Origin of the sequence: Glaciimonas sp. PCH181, from assembly GCF_003056055.1 — a bacterium.
In the GTDB taxonomy this organism is placed as follows: Bacteria; Pseudomonadota; Gammaproteobacteria; order Burkholderiales; family Burkholderiaceae_D; genus Glaciimonas.
In genome coordinates, this window is sequence record NZ_PYFP01000006.1 from 164,759 (window position 1) to 184,300 (window position 19,542).

The window sequence follows — 19,542 nt, forward strand, 5'->3', positions numbered from 1 at the left end:
GCAAATGTTGCGCCGGAGAAAAAATGCTGAGCTCTTTGGACAACACAACGCACACTAGAAAACCAAGTCAATTAAAGCAATACCGGCATTTTTCCTCCCGTCACCTTTTCTTTTTCTGCTCTTTATTCGCGGGCATGCACGCCACCGTTGAGGCGGCACCCGCAATCGACACCACCGCAATTCAGGTAGCCCCCTCCACCATCATCTATCGGGCCCGCCTCGGCGACACCTTGAGTGTGATCGCTGCGAACCTGACGACTAAAAGCAGCAATTGGGTCGCGCTTCAAAAAATCAATCACATTCCGAATGAGCGTGCCATTCCTATCGGCACGGCCATCACCATTCCGGTAGCGCTGCTAGCGCAAGATCCTGCCAATGCAAAAATAATCGCTCTATCCGGCACGGTGAATGCAATGGCCGCCGATGGGAGCGCTATCGCATTGGCGGCCGGTACGCTGCTGTCGGAGGGCGCGCGCATTGAAACCGGTAAAAACAGTTTTCTGACGCTGGCACTGATCGATGAAACGCGGGTGGTGCTGCCGTCCAACAGTCAGGTAAAACTGACGCAGCTTCGCAGCGCGCGCTATACCAAAACGCCACTCACAGAAATTATGTTGATGCAGGGACGTGTCGATTCTTCTGTCACGCCGCTGAAAGAAAATAAGGGGCGCTTTGAGGTGCGCTCACCGCTGGCCGTCGCCGGCGTGCGCGGCACGCATTTCCTGGTAGAAGTGCGCAATAACACGATGGCAACCGATGTCTGGAAAGGCGGCGTTGCGATCACACAAAATGCCCATCCGACTGCGCTGACGTTACAAGGTGGTCAGGGAAATGTGACCCAGTCGCAAGGTGTCGGCAAGGCCGTTCAATTGCTACCGATGCCAGAAATAGCCGGCAATCCCGTGCTACAAGAAAGGCCAATCGTCCGGTTTAATGTGGTCCCTCTGCCCGGTGCAACAAGCTATCGCACCTGGGTTGTGGGCGATCAGGTTGCCGACCATATTCTTACCGAAATCGAGACCACTTCCACCGATATCAAAATCGATGGCCTGACTGACGGCAGCTATTCCGCCTACATCGCTCCACTCGACAACCACGGTTTGCAAGGCTTTCCCCATGTCATCCCGTTCACACTGAAAGCACGACCAGAGCCGCCTTTTGCTATCACTCCCAAGGGAAAAGACCGCAGCGCCGATCCTATCTTTAGCTGGGCCGAAACGCTGGATGCAAAAAGCTACCGTTTTCAGATCGCCACAGATGCAATGTTCAGCCATCCTATCGTTGATGAGCCTGCGCTTGCGTCACCACAATATAAACCCGGAAAATTGCCGTTAGGCCAATATTACTGGCGTGTTGCGACGACGGTAGAGCGGGACGGCAAGCCGGATCACGGTCCTTTTGGTGACGTTCAGACGTTTGCCTTGCTGCCACAGCTGCAATTACCGGAAATCAACCCGACTGGAAATACGCTGGCGTTTCGTTGGCAAGCCGATGCTGATGCCAATCAAACATTTGTGACCGAAATCGCGCGCGATGCTGCATTTACGTCATTATTTTTGACGCAGCCCACTACTACGCCAGAAATTTCGATCCCGAATCCTCCTAACGGTATTTACTTCGTGCGCGTTCAGGCGACGGATGCCGACGGCTATGTCAGCCCATTTTCGGCAGCGCAAAAGATCATTATCGGCAGCCGCTGGACGACTAGCGATGGCGCATTACTGCTCAATACCGGCGGCATCACGCCAGCGAGTTATTAAGCCCTGACATCGGTTATCGTCACCGCTTGTATTTAGGAGTCCGGCATGGCCGAACAAGGCAAACCCTTCGCCAGCATCGTCCATCGCGTCGCGCTACGCCAATGGCTGGCGCTAACGCTGGTGCTGGTCGTCATCACAGCAGCACTGGGCTATCAAAATGGCCTGCCGCAACTTGACCGTCCGCTGTATGACCAATTCATGCGCCTCAATTGGCGGCCTGCCAACGATGACATTATCATCGTCGCCATCGACGATTACAGTATTTCCCAGTTAGGACGCTGGCCATGGCGACGCTCGTTGCATGCGCAATTGATTGATGTCATTACGCAGGCGCAACCGCGTGCCATTGGACTAGATGTCATCATGCCGGAGCCCGAAACAGCCTCAGCCAATAACGCACAGGACAACGACGATATCCTCGCTCAGGCGTTGCGCGCAAGCAATCTGGTGGTGTTGCCGATGGTCACGGCGATGAACGGCAATGCCGTCACCAGCCTGTTGCCGATACCGGCATTTCAGCATAGCGCACGCACCATCGGCCATATCAATCTGGAGCTTGATGCCGATGGCGTGGTACGCAGCGTCTTTTTGAAAGAAGGTCAGAACGGTGTTTGGTGGCCGCACTTTGCGCTTGCCATGGCAGAAAATGCGGGGCAAATCGGGATCGCTGCGCAAGGTGCCCACCTCGGCGAGCAGCAAAGCACAAAAGCGACGCACTGGCATTCAACGGATGCCAGCGATACGTTCCCTAACGTCCGTGCCGCGACAGAAATCGGTCAATGGCAGCGTGACGATCAAATCCATATTCCGTACGCCGGCAGCAGCGGTCATTTCCGGTCGGTGCCATATGTTTCCGTCCTCAGAGGTGAAGTACCTGCTAACTTTTTTAAAGGCAAATATGTACTGATCGGCGCGACGGCGCTCGGCATGGCGGACGCTTTTCCGACGCCGGTATCAGGCACCTCCGGCGTCATGCCCGGTATCGAAATCAACGCCAATATTCTCGCCAGCCTGCTCGATCATGAATCCATTCGTATCGCAACGTCAGCGCAAACGATGCTGCTGAGCGTGGTGCCGGTACTGTTGGCATTGCTCAGCTATTTCCTGCTTACCCCACGCCTGGCATTGTTACTGACAGCGTTTCTGATGGTAGTGACCGCCGCGATCAGCTACTTGCTATTGGGGCATGGGTTATGGATCGCCCCGAGCGCGGCCCTGATCGGCCTGACCCTCGCCTATCCGCTGTGGAGCTGGTGCCGGCTGGAAGCCGCTATTTCGTATCTGGGCCAGGAATTCATGCTGCTTGATCAGGAGCCGCATTTGTTGCCGGAAAGCACGCCGCGCGATGGAAATTATCCGCAAGGACAGGATGTGCTGGAGCAGCGGATCAACGCAATGCGTAACGCCGCCCGCCGGGTCCGCGATTTGCGTCAATTTATTTCCGATAATCTCGATAGCTTGCCGGACGCAACGTTGATTACCGATAGCGGCGGCCACGTTTTAGTCGTGAATCAGATCGCCAAGGATTACTTCAATGCCAGCCAGATTATGGATATCACTGGCGCCTTTATTCCGACATTACTGGCGACCATCGGACCGCCACCATCATTCGATACGGCAGCGAATCACGCGTTTAATTGGCCCGACTTGCTTGACCGGCACCACCTTTCTTTGCTGGCGGACGGGGTGCCTGTACAAGATCAACGAGGGCGCGACTTATTGATAAAAAGCGCGCCTTGTCATTCAGCGCGACAAGTATTAACGGGATGGATTGTCAGCATTATCGACATCACCAGCATCCGTGCTGCTGAGCGTAGTCGGGATGAAACTCTGCGTTTTTTGTCGCATGATATGCGGGCACCGCAAGCGTCAATCTTAGCGTTACTTGAATTGCAAGGCACGCCAACTTCCGCGTTGCCGCAACAAGAATTTTTCTCACGCATAGAGCGGGCTTCACGCAAAACCTTGGGTCTGGCAGATAACTTTGTCCAATTAGCGCGCGCGGAGTCCGAAACCTATCGCTTGGAGGAAGTCGACTTTCAAGACGTCGTCTTCGATGCTAGCGATGAAATGTGGACTTTAGCCAATAACAAACAAATTACATTGGTGACGGACATTGCCAACGGCGAATTTTTGACCAAAATAGATCGCTCGTTAATGGCGCGTGCATTGTGTAATCTGATTTCCAATGCCATCAACTATAGTCCCGCCGGAACCTGCATTACCTGCACTTTAGGCTATCGCCAAAAAAGCGACGGCGATCAAACGCCAGCTACGATCGTTTGCGAAATTCGCGATCAGGGTTATGGCATCTCGCTGCAAAATCAAACCAAATTATTCCAACGGTTTCAGCGAGTAAGTGCGCCTGATCAGCCCAAAACGGAAGGCGTTGGTCTGGGGCTAGTGTTTGTAAAAACAGTAGTCGAACGCCATTTTGGCAGCCTATCTTTTCAAAGCGCTATCGGCGAGGGCACGATATTCACCATCACGCTGCCAGCGCTGACGGCATAAGATAAATATACCGCTCTATGTTTAATAAACACTAAAACCCATCGGATAAGGCTGCGATGCATCGCTCGCGCACGGTTATCCAATATCCTCTCCCCAACTACATCTGCCTGTTCCGGCGCATTTCTCGCGCTATATCGCCTAATCGCCTCGCACCAATTGATAACGAACATCTGAAGCCCATCTTTGCTTCAATTTCGACAGACAAAATATCTGAAAATAAACTGTTGGAGAAAGTGGTGCAATAAATAACGAGAAATAGATACCAATTTGAAATTAAACGTCAGCAAACCCAACATCCAATTGCGTTTCGGAAGGCCGCAATCAATGAATTGATGGTGAACGTGGGCGCTAAAAACCACGCCTGCCTGCCCTTATTACTGCTGAAAATTTTTATGGACAACTCAGGGGTATAATCTCGCGTTAACAAAACCGCATTCTTCTCCTAAGTTGCCATCAAAATGCACTTGCTAGCCGTCGGACTCAACCACACCACCGCGCCCGTTTCATTGCGCGAACAGGTGGCATTCCCCGCAGACCAGATTGGTCAGGCGGTGACGGCGGCGCGCAAATGGTTTGGCGACAACGGCGCATCTGGTCTCAACGACGAAGCAGCGATCTTGTCCACCTGCAATCGTACCGAGCTTTACGCGGCCAGCGATCTCTCTGGCGGATCGCGGCAAATAGACGAGGCAATTGACTCTAGCGCCCATTTTCTGGCGCACTACCACCAACTTTCTTACGCCGATCTGCGCCCGCATTTGTACACGCTGCCGCACGACAACGCGGTGCGTCATGCGTTTCGGGTGGCATCCGGCTTAGATTCGATGGTACTTGGCGAAGCACAGATTCTTGGTCAGATGAAAGATGCGGTGCGCCATGCAGAGGCCGCTGGTGGCCTTGGCACTTATCTGCATCAAATGTTTCAGCGCACTTTTGCGGTCGCCAAAGAAGTTCGGACCACGACCAAAATCGGTGCGCATAGCGTCTCTATGGCTGCCGCTGCGGTCAGAATGTCGGAGCGGATTTTCGATGCTATTTCCGGCCAGAACGTGCTATTTATCGGCGCTGGTGAAATGATCGAATTATGCGCGACGCACTTTGCCGCACAAAATCCAAAAAGTCTGACCGTCGCCAATCGCACCCTTGAACGTGCCGAATTGTTGGCGCATCGGTTTAGCGGGCAGGCGCTGCGATTGGCCGACTTGCCGAATCAACTTGGCAACTACGACATCATTGTTTCCTGCACCGCATCGTCGCTGCCGATTATCGGCCTGGGTATGGTCGAACGCGCGGTCAAGGCACGTCGCCACAAACCGATGTTTATGCTCGATCTGGCAGTGCCGCGCGATATTGAAACCGAAGTCGGTCGTCTCGATGACGTTTTTCTCTACACGGTAGATGATCTCGGCTCAGTCGTGCAGGCGGGCATGGAAAATCGCCAAGCCGCAGTCTCGCAGGCCGAAGCCATTATCGAAACCCGGGTGCAATCGTTTATGCACTGGATCGATACCCGCGCCGTGGTGCCGGTCATTCAAGACCTGCATGAAAGCAGCGAAGTAATGCGCATGTTGGAGCTGGAACGAGCCCGCAAAATGCTCGCCAAAGGTGAGGATATCGACGCTGTTCTGGAGGCGCTGTCAAAAGGTCTCGCCGCCAAATTTTTGCACGGCCCGCAACAAGCGCTGCACAACGCCCAAGGCGATGAGCGCGCCCGTCTTGCTATCTTGCTGCCACAACTTTTCCGCAGCAAACGTTAGCGCCGCACCTCCGCTGCCGTCCGCCAACGCGCGCGACAAACCAGCCGCTATTGCACACTCTGCTGTCTTACGCACTCGCCGCGAACTTCTCGTAGCAAGTCATCAAACAAATCACCAAGATATCTCATGAAGCCATCAATGCTTGCCAAACTTGACCAATTGTCGAATCGACTGGTCGAGGTGAACGATTTGCTGAATCAGGAAGAAGCCACTTCCAACATGGACAGCTACCGCAAATTATCGCGTGAACATGCCGAACTAGGTCCTTTGGTCGCCCTGTATTTGTCGTATACCCAGGCCGATGCCGATGTGCAGACCGCTATGGAGATGATGTCTGATCCGGACATGAAAGAATTTGCGCAAGAAGAGATCAACGGCGCCAAAGCCCGCATGGAGCAACTAGAGGCGGATTTGCAAAAAATGTTGCTGCCGAAAGATCCCAACGACGAACGGAATATCTTTTTAGAAATCCGTGCCGGTACGGGCGGCGATGAATCGGCATTATTTGCAGGCGATTTATTGCGGATGTATACCCGCTTCGCTGAGCGCAATCGCTGGCAGATCGAAATGGTATCCGAGTCGGCCTCGGAAGTTGGCGGCTATAAAGAAGTGATTGTGAGACTGGTCGGCTTCGGCGCTTACTCCAAGCTCAAGTTCGAATCGGGCGGCCATCGCGTACAGCGCGTTCCTACGACTGAGACGCAGGGACGGATTCACACCTCTGCCTGTACCGTGGCGATCATGCCGGAAGCGGATGAAGTCGGCGACGTTGCGATCAATCCGGCCGATATTCGCATCGATACTTATCGCGCTTCAGGCGCGGGCGGTCAGCACATTAACAAGACCGACTCTGCGGTGCGGATTACGCATATTCCAACCGGGATCGTGGTCGAATGTCAGGATGACCGCAGTCAGCATAAAAATAAAGCATCGGCACTTAAAGTGCTGGCAGCGCGGATCAAGGACGGTCAGCTACGCGAACAGCAATCGAAAGAAGCCGCAACCCGCAAATCGCTGATTGGCTCAGGCGACCGTAGCGAGCGGATACGCACTTATAATTTCCCGCAGGGCAGAATGACCGATCACCGCATCAATCTGACCTTATATAAGCTGGATCACATCATGGATGGCGATCTGGAAGAATTAAGTAACGCACTGGCGGCAGAACATCAGGCTGAATTGTTGGCAGCTTTGGGCGATGAGAGGTAAGCTGCAGGGTGCAACAAAAGCAACAAAGAACGCAACCAAATGCCGTATTCGATATCTATGGTTGTACTCTGGACAAGATCAGTCTTGCGCTGCTGATAATTAACAGCCTCGGTGCGCATAGCAGATAGCCGTTCGGAGTGTTTTTTTCACCATTCATCGCTAACTACCTTCGACAAATAATGAAATCATCCAAACACATTTTGCTCGCGGTCGCCTTTATCGCACTCGCTATTCTGGGCGGCGCACTGTACTTACAATACTTCAAGGATATGCAGCCATGCCCGCTTTGCATACTCCAGCGTTACGCTTTTGCGATCATCGCGATTATCTGTCTGGTCTCCGCCAGCATGCCGGATGCTATCCGTAAAGCCAGCGCGGCGATCGGTATTCTTGCCGGTCTTGGCGGCGCAGCAACCGCTGGCTGGCATATCTGGGTCATTGCCCATCCAGCGACTACCTGCGGCCGTGACGCATTGGAAGCACCTTTAAATGCGCTGCCGACCGCGACGCTGTTGCCTTCAGTTTTTAAAGTCGATGCCTGGGCGCTATGCTCGGCGGCTTACGATCCTATCCTCGGTTTATCGCTGCCACAATGGTCGTTAGTGTGGTTTGTGATCTTGATCGTCATCATGGGTAAAGTTCTGTTCAAACGCACTAATCGCGGCGATTTTGAATGACGCAAAAGGATGATCCGCAGTCTGCGCATTCTAAATATGTGATCGAAGCCGGCACGAGCATTGCCACGGTGCTAAAAAATGCACCGCTGGAACCGCTCGAAAACCGGCTTTTGGTCATGCACGCTTTGCAGCTAACTCGCACGCAACTGATCACGCAAGATCAGCGCATCGTCGATGCCGAGCAAGCAGTGCAATTATCCGACCTATTCCAGCGCCGCTTACAGGGCGAGCCCATCGCCTATATTCTGGGTCAGCGCGAGTTTTTCGGCCTGATGCTGGAAGTGACGCCGGATGTGCTGATCCCCCGTCCCGACACAGAATTGCTGGTCGAACTGGGGCTGGAACGACTACCGGCTGGCGATCCGCATCCGACAGTATTAGATTTGGGCACCGGTTCCGGCGCTATCGCCATCGCCATTGCCCATACGCGCCCTGATGCCATCGTGACCGCGATAGACGTCAGTGCCGCCGCGCTGATCGTTGCACGCCGCAATGCCGAACAACATTTGAGCGCCAACATCGCCAGCTTTACGCTGTTAGAAAGCGACTGGTACGCAGCGCTTGGTGAGCAGCGTTTCGATCTGATCGTCGCAAATCCGCCTTATATCGTCAAAGATGACCACCACTTGTCGCAAGGCGATCTGCGTTTTGAGCCGATAAACGCGCTTACCGATCACGCCGATGGATTGAGCGCATACCGCATCATTATCAACGGTGCTCTACAGCATTTAAGTGCAGGCGGCTGGCTGCTGATGGAGCATGGCTACGATCAAGCGCCAGCGGTGCAAAAACTGTTGCAAGCGCTGCCGTTTGAGGCGATCCAGAGTTGGCACGATTTGGCCGGGATAGAACGCGTCACGGGCGGCCGGTTTCAGCCTGCAGTGCACCTCAGTTGAAATATCGCACGGCAGAAAACGTCCTTTAACAATCGTTTTCATTTTGATACTTCTGCACCCAAACTATAGCAATAACACTAACTTTAGCCTTTGCAAAGGAGGCGAAAATGATCAAAATCGCATGCAATATAGGAGGCGCATCACTGCTCTCGCAACACAAGGCAATGAATATGTCTTTAAAAAGTGATTTTTAAATAATGAAAAATTATTCACTTTCGTCAAATCCTCTGCTTTTCCGCATACACCTTGGTTTTTTTAGCTTGTCAAGACTGGCGCAATTATCTGAACTGCGTATGATCGCCTTCTTGTCCAACGCCTGAATCTGATTCTCTAGACTCCCCATGCTGCCTTCGATCGAACAACGTCTCGCCCTTGAACTCGCTGCCAAACCGGCCCAAGTCGCTGCTGCTGTCGCCCTGCTGGATGAAGGCGCGACCGTCCCCTTTATCGCCCGTTATCGTAAAGAAGCCACCGGTGGCCTCGACGACATTCAGTTACGCCTGCTAGAAGAACGTTTGCGCTATCTGCGCGAACTGGAGGCGCGCCGTGCCGCGATTCTGAGTTCGATTGAAGAACAGGGCAAAATGACACCGGCATTGCTGAGTGCAATCTCGTTAGCGGAAGATAAAACCCGGCTCGAGGATTTGTATTTGCCTTACAAATTAAAACGCCGCACCAAAGCACAAATCGCCGCCGAAGCTGGGCTGACTGAATTGGCCGACGCATTGCTGGCAAACCCGGAGTTGGTGCCCGAAGAAGAGGCAGTGAAATACTTCAAGCCCGCTTTCAGTACCGACAACGGTGACAATCCGGGCGTGGCCGATGCCAAAGCTGCGCTCGATGGCGCTCGTCAAATCTTGATGGAACGCTTTGCCGAAGATGCCTCATTGCTGCAAGCATTGCGCGAATACTTGACCGAACACGCAGTCGTCGAATCAAAAGTAGTCGAAGGCAAGCAAGATGCAGGCGAAAAATTTGCCGATTATTTTGATTACTCTGAAACCATCGGTACCATTCCATCGCACCGCGCTCTGGCGTTATTCCGCGGTCGCCGCGAAGAAATGCTGAACGTCGTTTTGCGGCTTGATACTGAAGAAGAAAAGCCAAAATGGGACGCGCCGCACAATCCATGCGAAGGCCGTATTGCTGCCCGTTTCGGCATCAGCAACAAAAATCGCCCTGCCGATAAATGGTTGAGCGACACCGTGCGCTGGGCCTGGCGCGTCAAAGTCTTCATGCATCTGGAAACAGAATTGATGACCAATCTGCGCGAAAAAGCAGAAGTCGAGGCAATCCATGTTTTTGCCCTCAATCTGAAAGCGTTATTGCTAGCCGCACCAGCCGGACCGCGCGCCACGATGGGCCTTGATCCAGGCCTGCGCACCGGCGTTAAAGTCGCCATCGTCGATGCGACCGGCAAAGTAGTCGGGACCAGCACGATTTATCCGCATCAACCGCGTAACGACTGGGAAGGCTCGCTGCACACCTTGTCGCAACTCGCCGAAAAGCATAACGTGTCGCTGATTTCCATCGGCAACGGCACCGCCTCGCGTGAAACCGATAAGCTGGCGCAAGACCTGATCAAACTCCGCCCGGAACTGAAGTTGACCAAAATCGTTGTCTCGGAAGCCGGTGCATCGGTGTACTCAGCATCTGAATTTGCGTCGCGTGAATTGCCCGATATGGATGTATCGATCCGTGGCGCGGTGTCGATTGCGCGCCGTCTGCAAGATCCATTAGCCGAGCTGGTCAAAATCGATCCTAAATCCATCGGCGTCGGACAATATCAGCATGATGTGGGCCAAACGCAATTGGCGCGCTCGCTCGATGCCGTAGTCGAAGATTGCGTAAATGCGGTCGGTGTCGATGTAAATACAGCGTCTGCACCGTTATTGGCGCGGGTCTCTGGCCTGAACTCCAGCGTGGCCCAAAGTATCGTGACTTACCGCGACATGAAAGGGATGTTTACCTCCCGTGCCGGTCTGCGCGAAGTGCCCCGTTTGGGCGATAAAACCTTTGAACAAGCGGCTGGATTTTTGCGTGTCATGAACGGCAGTAATCCACTTGACGCGTCTGCCGTCCATCCAGAATCGTATCCGCTAGTCGAAAAAATTCTGGCCGACATCAAAAAAGATGTCAAAGGCGTCATCGGCGACGACAAACTGCTGAAATCGCTGAATCCTGCCAAATACGCCGATGAAAAATTCGGTATACCGACCATCAGCGACATTCTGAAAGAACTGGAAAAGCCGGGCCGCGATCCGCGCCCGGAATTCACCACGGCGACGTTTAAAGACGGCGTTGAAGAGATGCGCGATCTGCGTCCAGACATGATTTTGGAAGGCGTGGTCACCAACGTTGCCGCATTTGGCGCGTTTGTCGACATTGGCGTCCATCAAGACGGTTTAGTCCACATTTCCGCACTCTCCAATACCTTCGTCAAAGACCCGCATAGCGTAGTCAAAGCGGGCCAGGTCGTAAAGGTCAAAGTGTTGGAAGTCGATGAAAAGCGCAAACGGATCGCGCTGACCATGCGTCTGGAAGATAGCGCGCCAGTCGCAGGCAGCAAGCCGGAGCAACGCGGCGATCGTAACGATGCCAAACGCCTGTCACAACATCAACAACAGCGATCTGCACCGGCGGCGGCCCCTGCCAATAGCGCGATGGCGGCGGCATTTGCCAAATTGAAAGGCTAACTGCAAGTCGACATTGCCACACCATAGTTCAGGCAGCGCGACCGTAACCGGACCAGCAGAGCAAAAAACAACGCACAGATGTAACCTTGCTCTGCTGTGCGAAAGCGCGACCCGAATAATGGATAAGTTCTTAAATTCAGTCAAAACGACGGTCAGGAGTATAAAACGCGGCTGGCATCACAGGCCGCCGTCGTATAATAATGACCACTTACGATTTTAACGATTCTGAACAGGTCTTTATCTTGTCCGCCGCCCTCAATATTCCATCTCAGCAATCCATCATGAAGCCGATCTTGACCGATCTCGACGCGGTCAATACAGTTATTCGTGGCAAGCTGCACTCAGACGTGCCTCTGGTCAACCAGATTGCCGAATACATCATTAGTGCCGGCGGGAAACGCTTGCGGCCGGTGCTGGTGCTCCTGATGGCTCAGGCGTTCGGCTACAAAGGCGAGAAACATCACGAACTGGCCGCAGTGATCGAATTCATTCACACGGCTACCTTGCTGCACGACGATGTTGTCGACGAATCCTCTTTGCGGCGTGGCCGAAAAACCGCCAACGCGTTGTTCGGCAATGCTGCATCGGTTCTCGTCGGCGACTTCTTGTATTCACGCGCTTTCCAGATGATGGTTGGGGTCAATAATCCCCGCGTCATGCAAATCGTCGCCGATGCGACCAACGTCATCGCCGAAGGTGAAGTGCTGCAATTACTCAACATGCACAATCCCGATATCAGCGAAGCGCGTTATCTGGACGTCATTCGCTCTAAAACTGCCAAGCTTTTTGAGGCGGCAGCACAAATCGGCGTATTAATTGCCGGAGGGAATGACGACGCGATTGATGCAGCAGGTGAATATGGACGCTCTTTGGGCACCGCCTTTCAGCTTATCGACGATGTCCTCGATTATTCCGGGAATGCAGCAGATATCGGAAAAAATGTCGGCGACGACCTGCGCGAAGGTAAAGCAACGCTGCCGCTGATCTATTTGATGCAGCATGGCACTTCGGAGCAACGCACACTGGTGCGCAGCTGCATAGAACATGGCGACGAGCAGCATTTTGATGCCATTTTGACAGCCATCACCAGCTCCGGCGCACTCGAATACACCAGAAAAGAAGCGCAAAAGTCGGCCGATACTGCCACTGCTGCAATCTTTTCATTGCCGAACAGCGAATATAAAGGCTCTTTGCTACAATTAGCGGCATTCGCCGTAGACCGAAATCATTAAGCGGTCTTGGTATTTAGCAAACGGTGAGCAATACCGGGCAATCACACAACATCACTCAGGAAATTAGGAATTCAGGAGATGGACTGAAAAGCACATTGCTTGTTCGCAATAGCTTCTCGGTTCAAGCGAAGGATAGCGCGAGCATTCTTCCCTCCAATTAAAAATGACAGACTCCGCCATTATTCCCACTTTCCTTTTACGGTGACCCGTTGGATACCGTTCCCTTATGGGTGCAATTTCTTGCACTTGCTTTACTAATATTACTGTCGGCCTTTTTCGCGATGTCCGAAACCGCGCTAATGGCTGCCAACAAGCATCGCTTACGGCACCTTTCCAAACGCGGCAGCAAAGCCGCCACTACCACGATGTGGTTGCTGGATCGGACCGAAAAACTGCTCTCCCTCATTCTGATTATCAATACGTTGGTCAACGCACTGGCGACCGCGCTGGTTACCGCCATTGCGATTAATACATTTGGCAATCACCAAAAAGTCATCACCATCGCCACCGCCGGCGTGGCGTTTCTGCTGATCGTATTTGGCGAAATCACCCCTAAAGTGATCGGCGCTACCTTCCCGGAGCGCATCGCCCTCACCGCCAGTTTTATCCTCAAACCATTAATGGGACTGGTCAAACCGGTGATCTGGTTCGTCAATTTATTTGTCTCAGCCCTATTAAAAATATTGTGTATAAAGACCGGCAAAAGCGCTCAAGACCTGCGTGTATCGCCCGAAGAGTTGCGCTCGATTGTTCTCGAAGGCGGCAATTTCATGCCGCAAAAACACAAAAGCATCCTGCTGAATTTGTTTGATCTCGAAAAAATTTCGGTCGAAGACGTAATGACGCCACGGGCCCAGGTTGAAGCACTCAATCTGTCGGTTTCCGTCGAAGAAATCCAGCATCAATTGACAACTTGTTATCACAATAAATTGCCGGTTTACGAAGGCGAAATTAACCAAATTGTTGGTATTTTGCACGTCCGCAAAGCGATGGCGCTGTTGAATCAGGAAAACGAACTGACCGTCGATCATTTTCGTGCCCTGCTGACCGCTCCATATTTCGTGCCAGAAGGGACGGATGTATTTACGCAATTGCAATATTTTCAGGAAAATCACGAACGCCTCGGCATCGTCGTCGATGAATACGGCGAAGTCCACGGCTTGGTGACGCTCGAAGATATTATTGAAGAAATGATCGGCGAATTTACGACATCCAAACCGGGTGCAGCCCGGGCCGATAGTTTTAGTTGGGATGAAAAAGGCGAATGTCGTCTGGAAGGCGTCACTTCGTTGCGCGATATCAACAAACGTCTGGGCTTAAATTTCCCTATTGACGGCCCAAAAACACTGAATGGCTTGCTGCTGGAATGGTTGCAGGATATTCCAGAAAATAATGTCAGCTTAAAAATTAACGGGTGTGTCATCGAAATCACGCAGGTGCAAAATCAGGCGATTAAAATCGTTAAGCTGTTCCGCCCCGCCAGCCACCGAGTGGCAAGCAAATAAAGTCAGCCGCAATTCTTGGCCGCACTAGTTTCTCTGAGGCAATCTTCGTCAATAAATGTTCTAGCGCAACGGTAGCAACTTTATAATAAGCTGTCTAATAGAGCTATTAAGTAATCGCCTACAATCGGCACCAGAATAGCGTACGGAGCCTTTACAGATCAGTTGCGTAAAGGCATCATCAATATTATTGGGATCACCCAATATCTTCCTTCTTCGTACTCCTATGGCTGCAGTCTTACCCAACATTAACTTGAACGGTCCAATGTCAGGACTAGCGCGTGCGCTGGTTCAGGCCGGGCGCCTGACTGTGGCCCAAGTTGACGATTTAAATAAAACGGCCAGCAAGGATCAAACCCGCTTCATTGATGCGTTGCTGAATAGCAAGCAAGTGGATGCGTCTAGTCTGGCCCTGTTTTGCGCAGAAACGTTCGGCTATCCGCTAATTGATCTTTCCGCTTTCAATTTAAGTTTATTGCCAGCGAAAGCAATCGACGCGAAGCTAATGGAAAGTCAGTCAGTATTGGCGCTGGCAAAACGTGGCAATAAGATTTACATCGCCATTTCTGACCCCACCAATACGCAGGCGTTAGACCAGATTAAATTTCACACCGAGCTAATGGTCGAGCCGGTCATCGTCGAACATCCGGCGTTGCTGAAAGAGATACAAAAAAATACCAAAAGCGCTGAGCAAAGCCTCAACGACATGATCGGCGACGATCAGGATATCAACTTCATCAACGAAGATGCGCCAGCTGCAACGGATCTGGGAACGACCGAAATTGATGATGCGCCGGTAGTCCGTTTTCTACAAAAAATATTAACCGATGCCATCACGCAAGGCGCATCGGATTTACATTTCGAGCCATTCGAGAAGTTTTACCGGATTCGCTTTCGTATCGATGGCGTGTTACGCGATATGGCACAGCCGCCACTCTCGATTAAAGAAAAACTGGCGTCTCGGATCAAGGTCTTGTCGAAGCTGGATATATCCGAAAAACGTGTACCGCAAGATGGCCGCATGCGGCTGATAGTTTCCAAGACGCGCGCCATCGATTTTCGTGTAAGTACGCTGCCGACATTATTCGGTGAAAAAATCGTCATGCGGATTCTGGACGCCACGCAGGCCCAGATGGGTATCGATGCGCTCGGTTATGACCCAGAGCAAAAAGAAATTCTGATGGATGCTATCCAGCGCCCCTATGGCATGGTGCTGGTCACCGGCCCAACGGGTTCTGGTAAAACCGTCTCGCTATACACCTGCCTGAACATATTAAATCAGCCCAGCATCAACATTTCGACAGCAGAAGATCCGGTCGAAATCAACTTACCCGGCGTCAATCAGGTCAGCATCAATGACCGTACCGGCCTGACCTTTCCGGTCGCGCTGAAAGCGTTCTTACGCCAAGATCCCGACATCATTATGGTCGGAGAAATTCGCGATCTGGAAACAGCGGATATATCAATCAAGGCCGCGCAAACCGGTCACATGGTATTTTCGACATTGCACACCAACGATGCCCCGTCGACCCTGACCCGGCTGATGAACATGGGCGTTGCACCGTTCAATATTGCATCGTCTGTAATTCTGATTACTGCGCAACGACTAGCACGCCGTCTATGTAGTTGTAAGCAGCCTGTTTCGATCCCGGATGAAGCGCTACTCGATGCGGGCTTCAAAGAAGACGATCTGGATGGCGCGTGGACGCCGTATAAACCCGTCGGCTGCGAACGCTGCAATGGTAGTGGTTATAAAGGTCGCGTCGGTATTTATCAAATCATGCCAATCACCGAAGCACTAGAAAAAATCATTTTGACCCACGGCACAGCGCTGGAAATCGAAGCACAGGCACGCCGCGAAGGGGTGCGCACGTTGCGGGAATCGGGATTGATCAAGGTCAAGCAGGGGATGACCAGTCTGGAAGAGATTCTCGGTTGCACCAATACATAGATAACGCTAGCTAGCTTACTGGCGCTTTCTCAAAATTGCGCTAGCAAGTTATGTCAAGATAATACAAAGATTCGGGCTGCTGAGGCGGCGGACATAATGTCGTTTAGGGCGATTTCGCAGCCCTGATAAAGAAATATAAAGGAACATCGGTCATGGCAACTGCTGCACCAAATGCACGCAACTCAGCAAGCGCACGCCAAGTCAAAGAATTTATTTATGCCTGGGAAGGCAGAGACAAAAAAGGACGTCTGGTAAAAGGAGAAATGCGCGCCAGCGGTGAAACGCTGGTCAATGTCACCCTGCGCAGACAAGGTATTTTAGTCAGCAAGCTTAAGAAAAAAAGCTTCCGTAGTGGCAAAAAGATATCCGAGAAAGATGTCGCCTTATTTACTCGCCAATTAGCGACCATGATGAAGGCGGGCGTACCGCTGCTGCAATCGTTTGACATCGTTGCCAAGGGCCATGCCAACCCGTCTGTCTCGAAACTGATTAACGATATCCGTTCCGATGTCGAAACCGGTACTAGCCTGAATCAGGCATTCCGCAAATTTCCGCTGTATTTTGATCCGCTATTCTGCAATCTGGTCGGCGCTGGGGAGCAAGCAGGTATTCTCGACGATTTGCTAGCGCGTCTGGCAACCTACAAAGAGAAAACGCTCGCCATCAAAAGCAAGATTAAATCCGCGCTGTTCTACCCAGTCTCGATTTTAGCCGTCGCCTTTGTTGTGACGGCCGTTATTATGATTTGGGTAGTACCGGCATTTAAGACCGTGTTTTCCAGCTTTGGCGCTGACCTGCCGGGGCCGACACTGGTCGTCATGGCGATCTCCGACTTCTTTGTTGCGAATTGGTACTTTATCTTTGGTGGCCTGTTTGGCGGACTATATCTGTTCTTCCACTCATGGCGTCGTTCGTTAAAGATCCAACGCTTTATGGACACAGCATTATTGAAAGCCCCGATCTTTGGCGAGGTAATACGCAAAGCCACTATCGCACGTTGGACCCGGACGCTGGCGACAATGTTTTCTGCCGGTGTGCCATTAGTGGAGTCGCTGGATTCGGTCGGCGGCGCTTCGGGCAATGCCGTGTATCTGGACGCCACCAAAAAAATTCAAAGCGAAGTCAGTACCGGAACCAGTTTGACTGTGGCAATGCAAAACTCTGACGTATTCCCAAACATGGTCACGCAGATGGTGTCGATTGGTGAAGAATCCGGCTCGTTAGACGAAATGCTGGGTAAAGTCGCCGACTTCTACGAAAACGAAGTAGACGATGCGGTGGCTTCAATATCCAGTTTGATGGAGCCTTTGATCATGGTGATTCTGGGCGTGATTATCGGTGGTCTGGTCATCGCCATGTATTTACCGATCTTCAAACTTGGCTCTGTGGTCTAAACGAATTGCAGGTTGCATTCATAGGTACTTAAAAGTACCGAAAAGGCACGAATTCTCGACGGCAATTGGCATGCGCTTCCAAAGCGTCAAAACCATGCCGTCCGATTTCAATAACCCCGGTAACAAGGTGATAGGGCAATCCGCGTTAGCGCAAAAGTGCTAATGCGGATTGCCCTATTACATTCAATGACGCCTAAAGCACGTAAAGCACGGTATCAGCGTTAATCAGCCTCGCCTAGTTCACGACTACGCATAGTTGCAGCCTTAATTGCGCGGCTAACCACTGCGCAGAAATCATCCTGCTGCAAACTGTTCAGACCGGCAAATGTCGTCCCGCCTTTCGAAGTAACCCGTTCCCGCAATAGTGCTACTTCTTCATCGGATTGCAATGCCAGCTCCGCAGCCCCGGCGACGGTTTCCAACACTAACAATTTGCTCTCAGCAGCACTCAATCCCACTTCCAGAGCCGCTTTTTGCATGGCTTCTATAAAGTAAAAAACGAAAGCCGGGCCGCTGCCAGAGACGCCCGTAACGGCATCCAGCGATGACTCTGTTTGCATCCACAGAGTTTTGCCAACGGCGGACATCACGGTGTCAGCATACAGCCGCTGCTCTGCGCTGACACCCGGCATCGCAAACATCCCGGTCATGCCACGGCCGATCAACGCTGGCATATTCGGCATAGCCCGCACTATCGATGTATAGCCTTGCAGCCCGGTAGATAAGTCCGCGGTGCGAATACCGGCAGCGATGGAAATAACTAATTGATGTTGAAGTTTCGCAGCGATGTCCCGCAATACCGATGTTATTTGTTGCGGTTTCACTGCCAAAATCAGGATATCGCAACCGGCAACTGCCTCGACCAGATCGCAATGGACTGTCACGCCAAAGCGCTGTAACAACTGTTCTAATGTTTGCGGATTGACATCGATGACATTGATATTGGCCGCCGATGTAAACCGATTCGCAAGTCCATCGATCAACGCCGCCGCCATATTGCCGCCGCCAATGAAGGTAATGTTGGGTTGTCGTATCGTCATCGCCTACTTTCTTTGTAATGAAATAGCACGGGCCGCTGACATCACCAGACTGGCGTAGCGGCTTTCGTCGCTATCAGCGCCCCAGCGCGCCTTTGTGACCGCGACGTTGACGGCACCGATACCGCGTCCGCGTGCATCTTTGACTGCGGCTGCGGTCGAGACGTCACCGAGAAAATACTCTTCTTTGATGTGGGCATATCCTTGCTCTCGGAAGGTGGCTAGCCGTTGCTTGATTTTTTTCGGATCGACGATCGTGAACGGTGTGTGTTGCCGTAATTCGGAGGCAGCCAATATGACATCGACTTCTCCATCGCCCATGGTTGACAACAATGCCAGACCGGATGCCGTGCAATATGCAGGGATACGGGTCCCGGTCACCACGGTCGGATTCAACACATGACGGCTGACGATACGTTGGACGAACACAACATCGGTCCCCTCTAATATAGTCAGATTGGTAGTTTCCTCGGTTTCCTGACTTAACTGCTGCAAATAGGGAGTCGCCCGGGTGACGAGTTCGCTGGATGAAAGATAGTGATAGGCGAAATCGAGCAATTTCGGCGACAGCTCATATTTGCGGCTTTCTTCGTCCTTATTCAGATATCCCAACACTGTCAGCGTGTAGGTGAAGCGTTGCGCGGCGCTGAGATCGAATCCAGTCAGCGCGGCAATTTGCGATAGCGAAAGTTGCCGCTGTTGTCCATCGAATGCCATCAGAACGCGCATCCCTTTTTCTACCGAATTCACGTATAGCGGGGATTCTGTCGCGCTGGCAATGATGCTTTCGGCGTTTGGCGCAGCACGGGCTTTTGCTAATGCCGGTTCCTTATCTGCTTTTTTCTTACGTGTTCCAACAACTTTGCCTGCGTCTGCACTCATGGGTTCAATCGCCGCCTGCCTGGCAGATCGGCCTTTTT

Annotated in this window: 13 protein-coding genes; 11 read left to right on the forward strand and 2 right to left on the reverse strand. The window is 52.2% G+C overall.

The features are described from left to right. Positions 1-23 precede the first annotated feature (23 nt). The 11 genes from C7W93_RS23880 (at position 24) to C7W93_RS23930 (ending at position 17,585) form a co-directional block, all read left to right on the forward strand. A complete protein-coding gene (locus tag C7W93_RS23880; protein WP_108442834.1) occupies positions 24-1,760 on the forward strand; it encodes a FecR domain-containing protein in 1,737 nt (578 codons plus the stop codon). Positions 1,761-1,805: 45 nt separating this feature from the next. After that, positions 1,806-4,271 (forward strand): CHASE2 domain-containing protein, encoded by a 2,466-nt coding sequence (locus tag C7W93_RS23885; RefSeq protein WP_108442835.1) that lies wholly within the window; start codon positions 1,806-1,808, stop codon positions 4,269-4,271. 458 nt (positions 4,272-4,729) lie between these two features. After that, the gene (hemA, locus tag C7W93_RS23890; protein WP_108442836.1) at positions 4,730-6,028 is read left to right on the forward strand and encodes a glutamyl-tRNA reductase; all 1,299 of its coding nucleotides are present in this window, start codon (positions 4,730-4,732) and stop codon (positions 6,026-6,028) included. Between the two features lie 126 nt (positions 6,029-6,154). Further along, entirely contained in the window at positions 6,155-7,237 is a 1,083-nt protein-coding gene (gene prfA / locus C7W93_RS23895; protein WP_108442837.1) for a peptide chain release factor 1, read from the forward strand. 179 nt (positions 7,238-7,416) lie between these two features. After that, the gene (locus C7W93_RS23900) at positions 7,417-7,914 is read left to right on the forward strand and encodes a disulfide bond formation protein B (protein WP_108442838.1); all 498 of its coding nucleotides are present in this window, start codon (positions 7,417-7,419) and stop codon (positions 7,912-7,914) included. Next, entirely contained in the window at positions 7,911-8,810 is a 900-nt protein-coding gene (gene prmC / locus C7W93_RS23905; RefSeq protein ID WP_108442839.1) for a peptide chain release factor N(5)-glutamine methyltransferase, read from the forward strand. Before C7W93_RS23900 ends, prmC begins: the two co-directional genes overlap by 4 nt. A 341-nt stretch (positions 8,811-9,151) precedes the next feature. Further along, a complete protein-coding gene (locus tag C7W93_RS23910; RefSeq protein WP_108442840.1) occupies positions 9,152-11,506 on the forward strand; it encodes a Tex family protein in 2,355 nt (784 codons plus the stop codon). A 281-nt stretch (positions 11,507-11,787) separates the two neighbouring features. After that, complete coding sequence (ispB, locus tag C7W93_RS23915) at positions 11,788-12,738, forward strand: octaprenyl diphosphate synthase (protein ID WP_108442926.1); 951 nt, start codon at positions 11,788-11,790, stop codon at positions 12,736-12,738. 209 nt (positions 12,739-12,947) lie between these two features. Further along, positions 12,948-14,243, forward strand: coding sequence for an HlyC/CorC family transporter (locus tag C7W93_RS23920; RefSeq protein ID WP_108442841.1), 1,296 nt, complete (start codon positions 12,948-12,950; stop codon positions 14,241-14,243). A gap of 223 nt (positions 14,244-14,466) precedes the next feature. Then, positions 14,467-16,191, forward strand: a complete 1,725-nt coding sequence (gene pilB, locus C7W93_RS23925; protein WP_108442842.1) for a type IV-A pilus assembly ATPase PilB — start codon at positions 14,467-14,469, stop codon at positions 16,189-16,191. Positions 16,192-16,343: 152 nt separating this feature from the next. After that, positions 16,344-17,585, forward strand: a complete 1,242-nt coding sequence (locus C7W93_RS23930) for a type II secretion system F family protein (protein ID WP_108442843.1) — start codon at positions 16,344-16,346, stop codon at positions 17,583-17,585. A 221-nt stretch (positions 17,586-17,806) separates the two neighbouring features. Here the strand turns inward: C7W93_RS23930 and proC are convergent, their stop codons facing one another. Both proC and C7W93_RS23940 read right to left on the reverse strand, forming a co-directional pair. After that, on the reverse strand, positions 17,807-18,625 hold the full coding sequence (gene proC / locus C7W93_RS23935) for a pyrroline-5-carboxylate reductase (RefSeq protein ID WP_108442844.1): 819 nt from the start codon (positions 18,623-18,625) through the stop codon (positions 17,807-17,809). Between the two features lie 3 nt (positions 18,626-18,628). Beyond that, entirely contained in the window at positions 18,629-19,504 is an 876-nt protein-coding gene (locus tag C7W93_RS23940) for an IclR family transcriptional regulator (RefSeq protein WP_108442927.1), read from the reverse strand. Positions 19,505-19,542: the final 38 nt, after the last annotated feature.

What these genes read in the sequence shown, in the direction of transcription:
- C7W93_RS23880 (WP_108442834.1), top strand. Translation starts at nt 24, where the DNA reads ATGCTGAGCTCTTTGGACAACACAACGCACACTAGAAAACCAAGTCAA.
- C7W93_RS23885 (WP_108442835.1), top strand. Translation starts at nt 1,806, where the DNA reads ATGGCCGAACAAGGCAAACCCTTCGCCAGCATCGTCCATCGCGTCGCG.
- hemA (WP_108442836.1), top strand. Translation starts at nt 4,730, where the DNA reads ATGCACTTGCTAGCCGTCGGACTCAACCACACCACCGCGCCCGTTTCA.
- prfA (WP_108442837.1), top strand. Translation starts at nt 6,155, where the DNA reads ATGAAGCCATCAATGCTTGCCAAACTTGACCAATTGTCGAATCGACTG.
- C7W93_RS23900 (WP_108442838.1), top strand. Translation starts at nt 7,417, where the DNA reads ATGAAATCATCCAAACACATTTTGCTCGCGGTCGCCTTTATCGCACTC.
- prmC (WP_108442839.1), top strand. Translation starts at nt 7,911, where the DNA reads ATGACGCAAAAGGATGATCCGCAGTCTGCGCATTCTAAATATGTGATC.
- C7W93_RS23910 (WP_108442840.1), top strand. Translation starts at nt 9,152, where the DNA reads ATGCTGCCTTCGATCGAACAACGTCTCGCCCTTGAACTCGCTGCCAAA.
- ispB (WP_108442926.1), top strand. Translation starts at nt 11,788, where the DNA reads ATGAAGCCGATCTTGACCGATCTCGACGCGGTCAATACAGTTATTCGT.
- pilB (WP_108442842.1), top strand. Translation starts at nt 14,467, where the DNA reads ATGGCTGCAGTCTTACCCAACATTAACTTGAACGGTCCAATGTCAGGA.
- C7W93_RS23930 (WP_108442843.1), top strand. Translation starts at nt 16,344, where the DNA reads ATGGCAACTGCTGCACCAAATGCACGCAACTCAGCAAGCGCACGCCAA.
- proC (WP_108442844.1), bottom strand. Translation starts at nt 18,625, where the DNA reads ATGACGATACGACAACCCAACATTACCTTCATTGGCGGCGGCAATATG.
- C7W93_RS23940 (WP_108442927.1), bottom strand. Translation starts at nt 19,504, where the DNA reads ATGAGTGCAGACGCAGGCAAAGTTGTTGGAACACGTAAGAAAAAAGCA.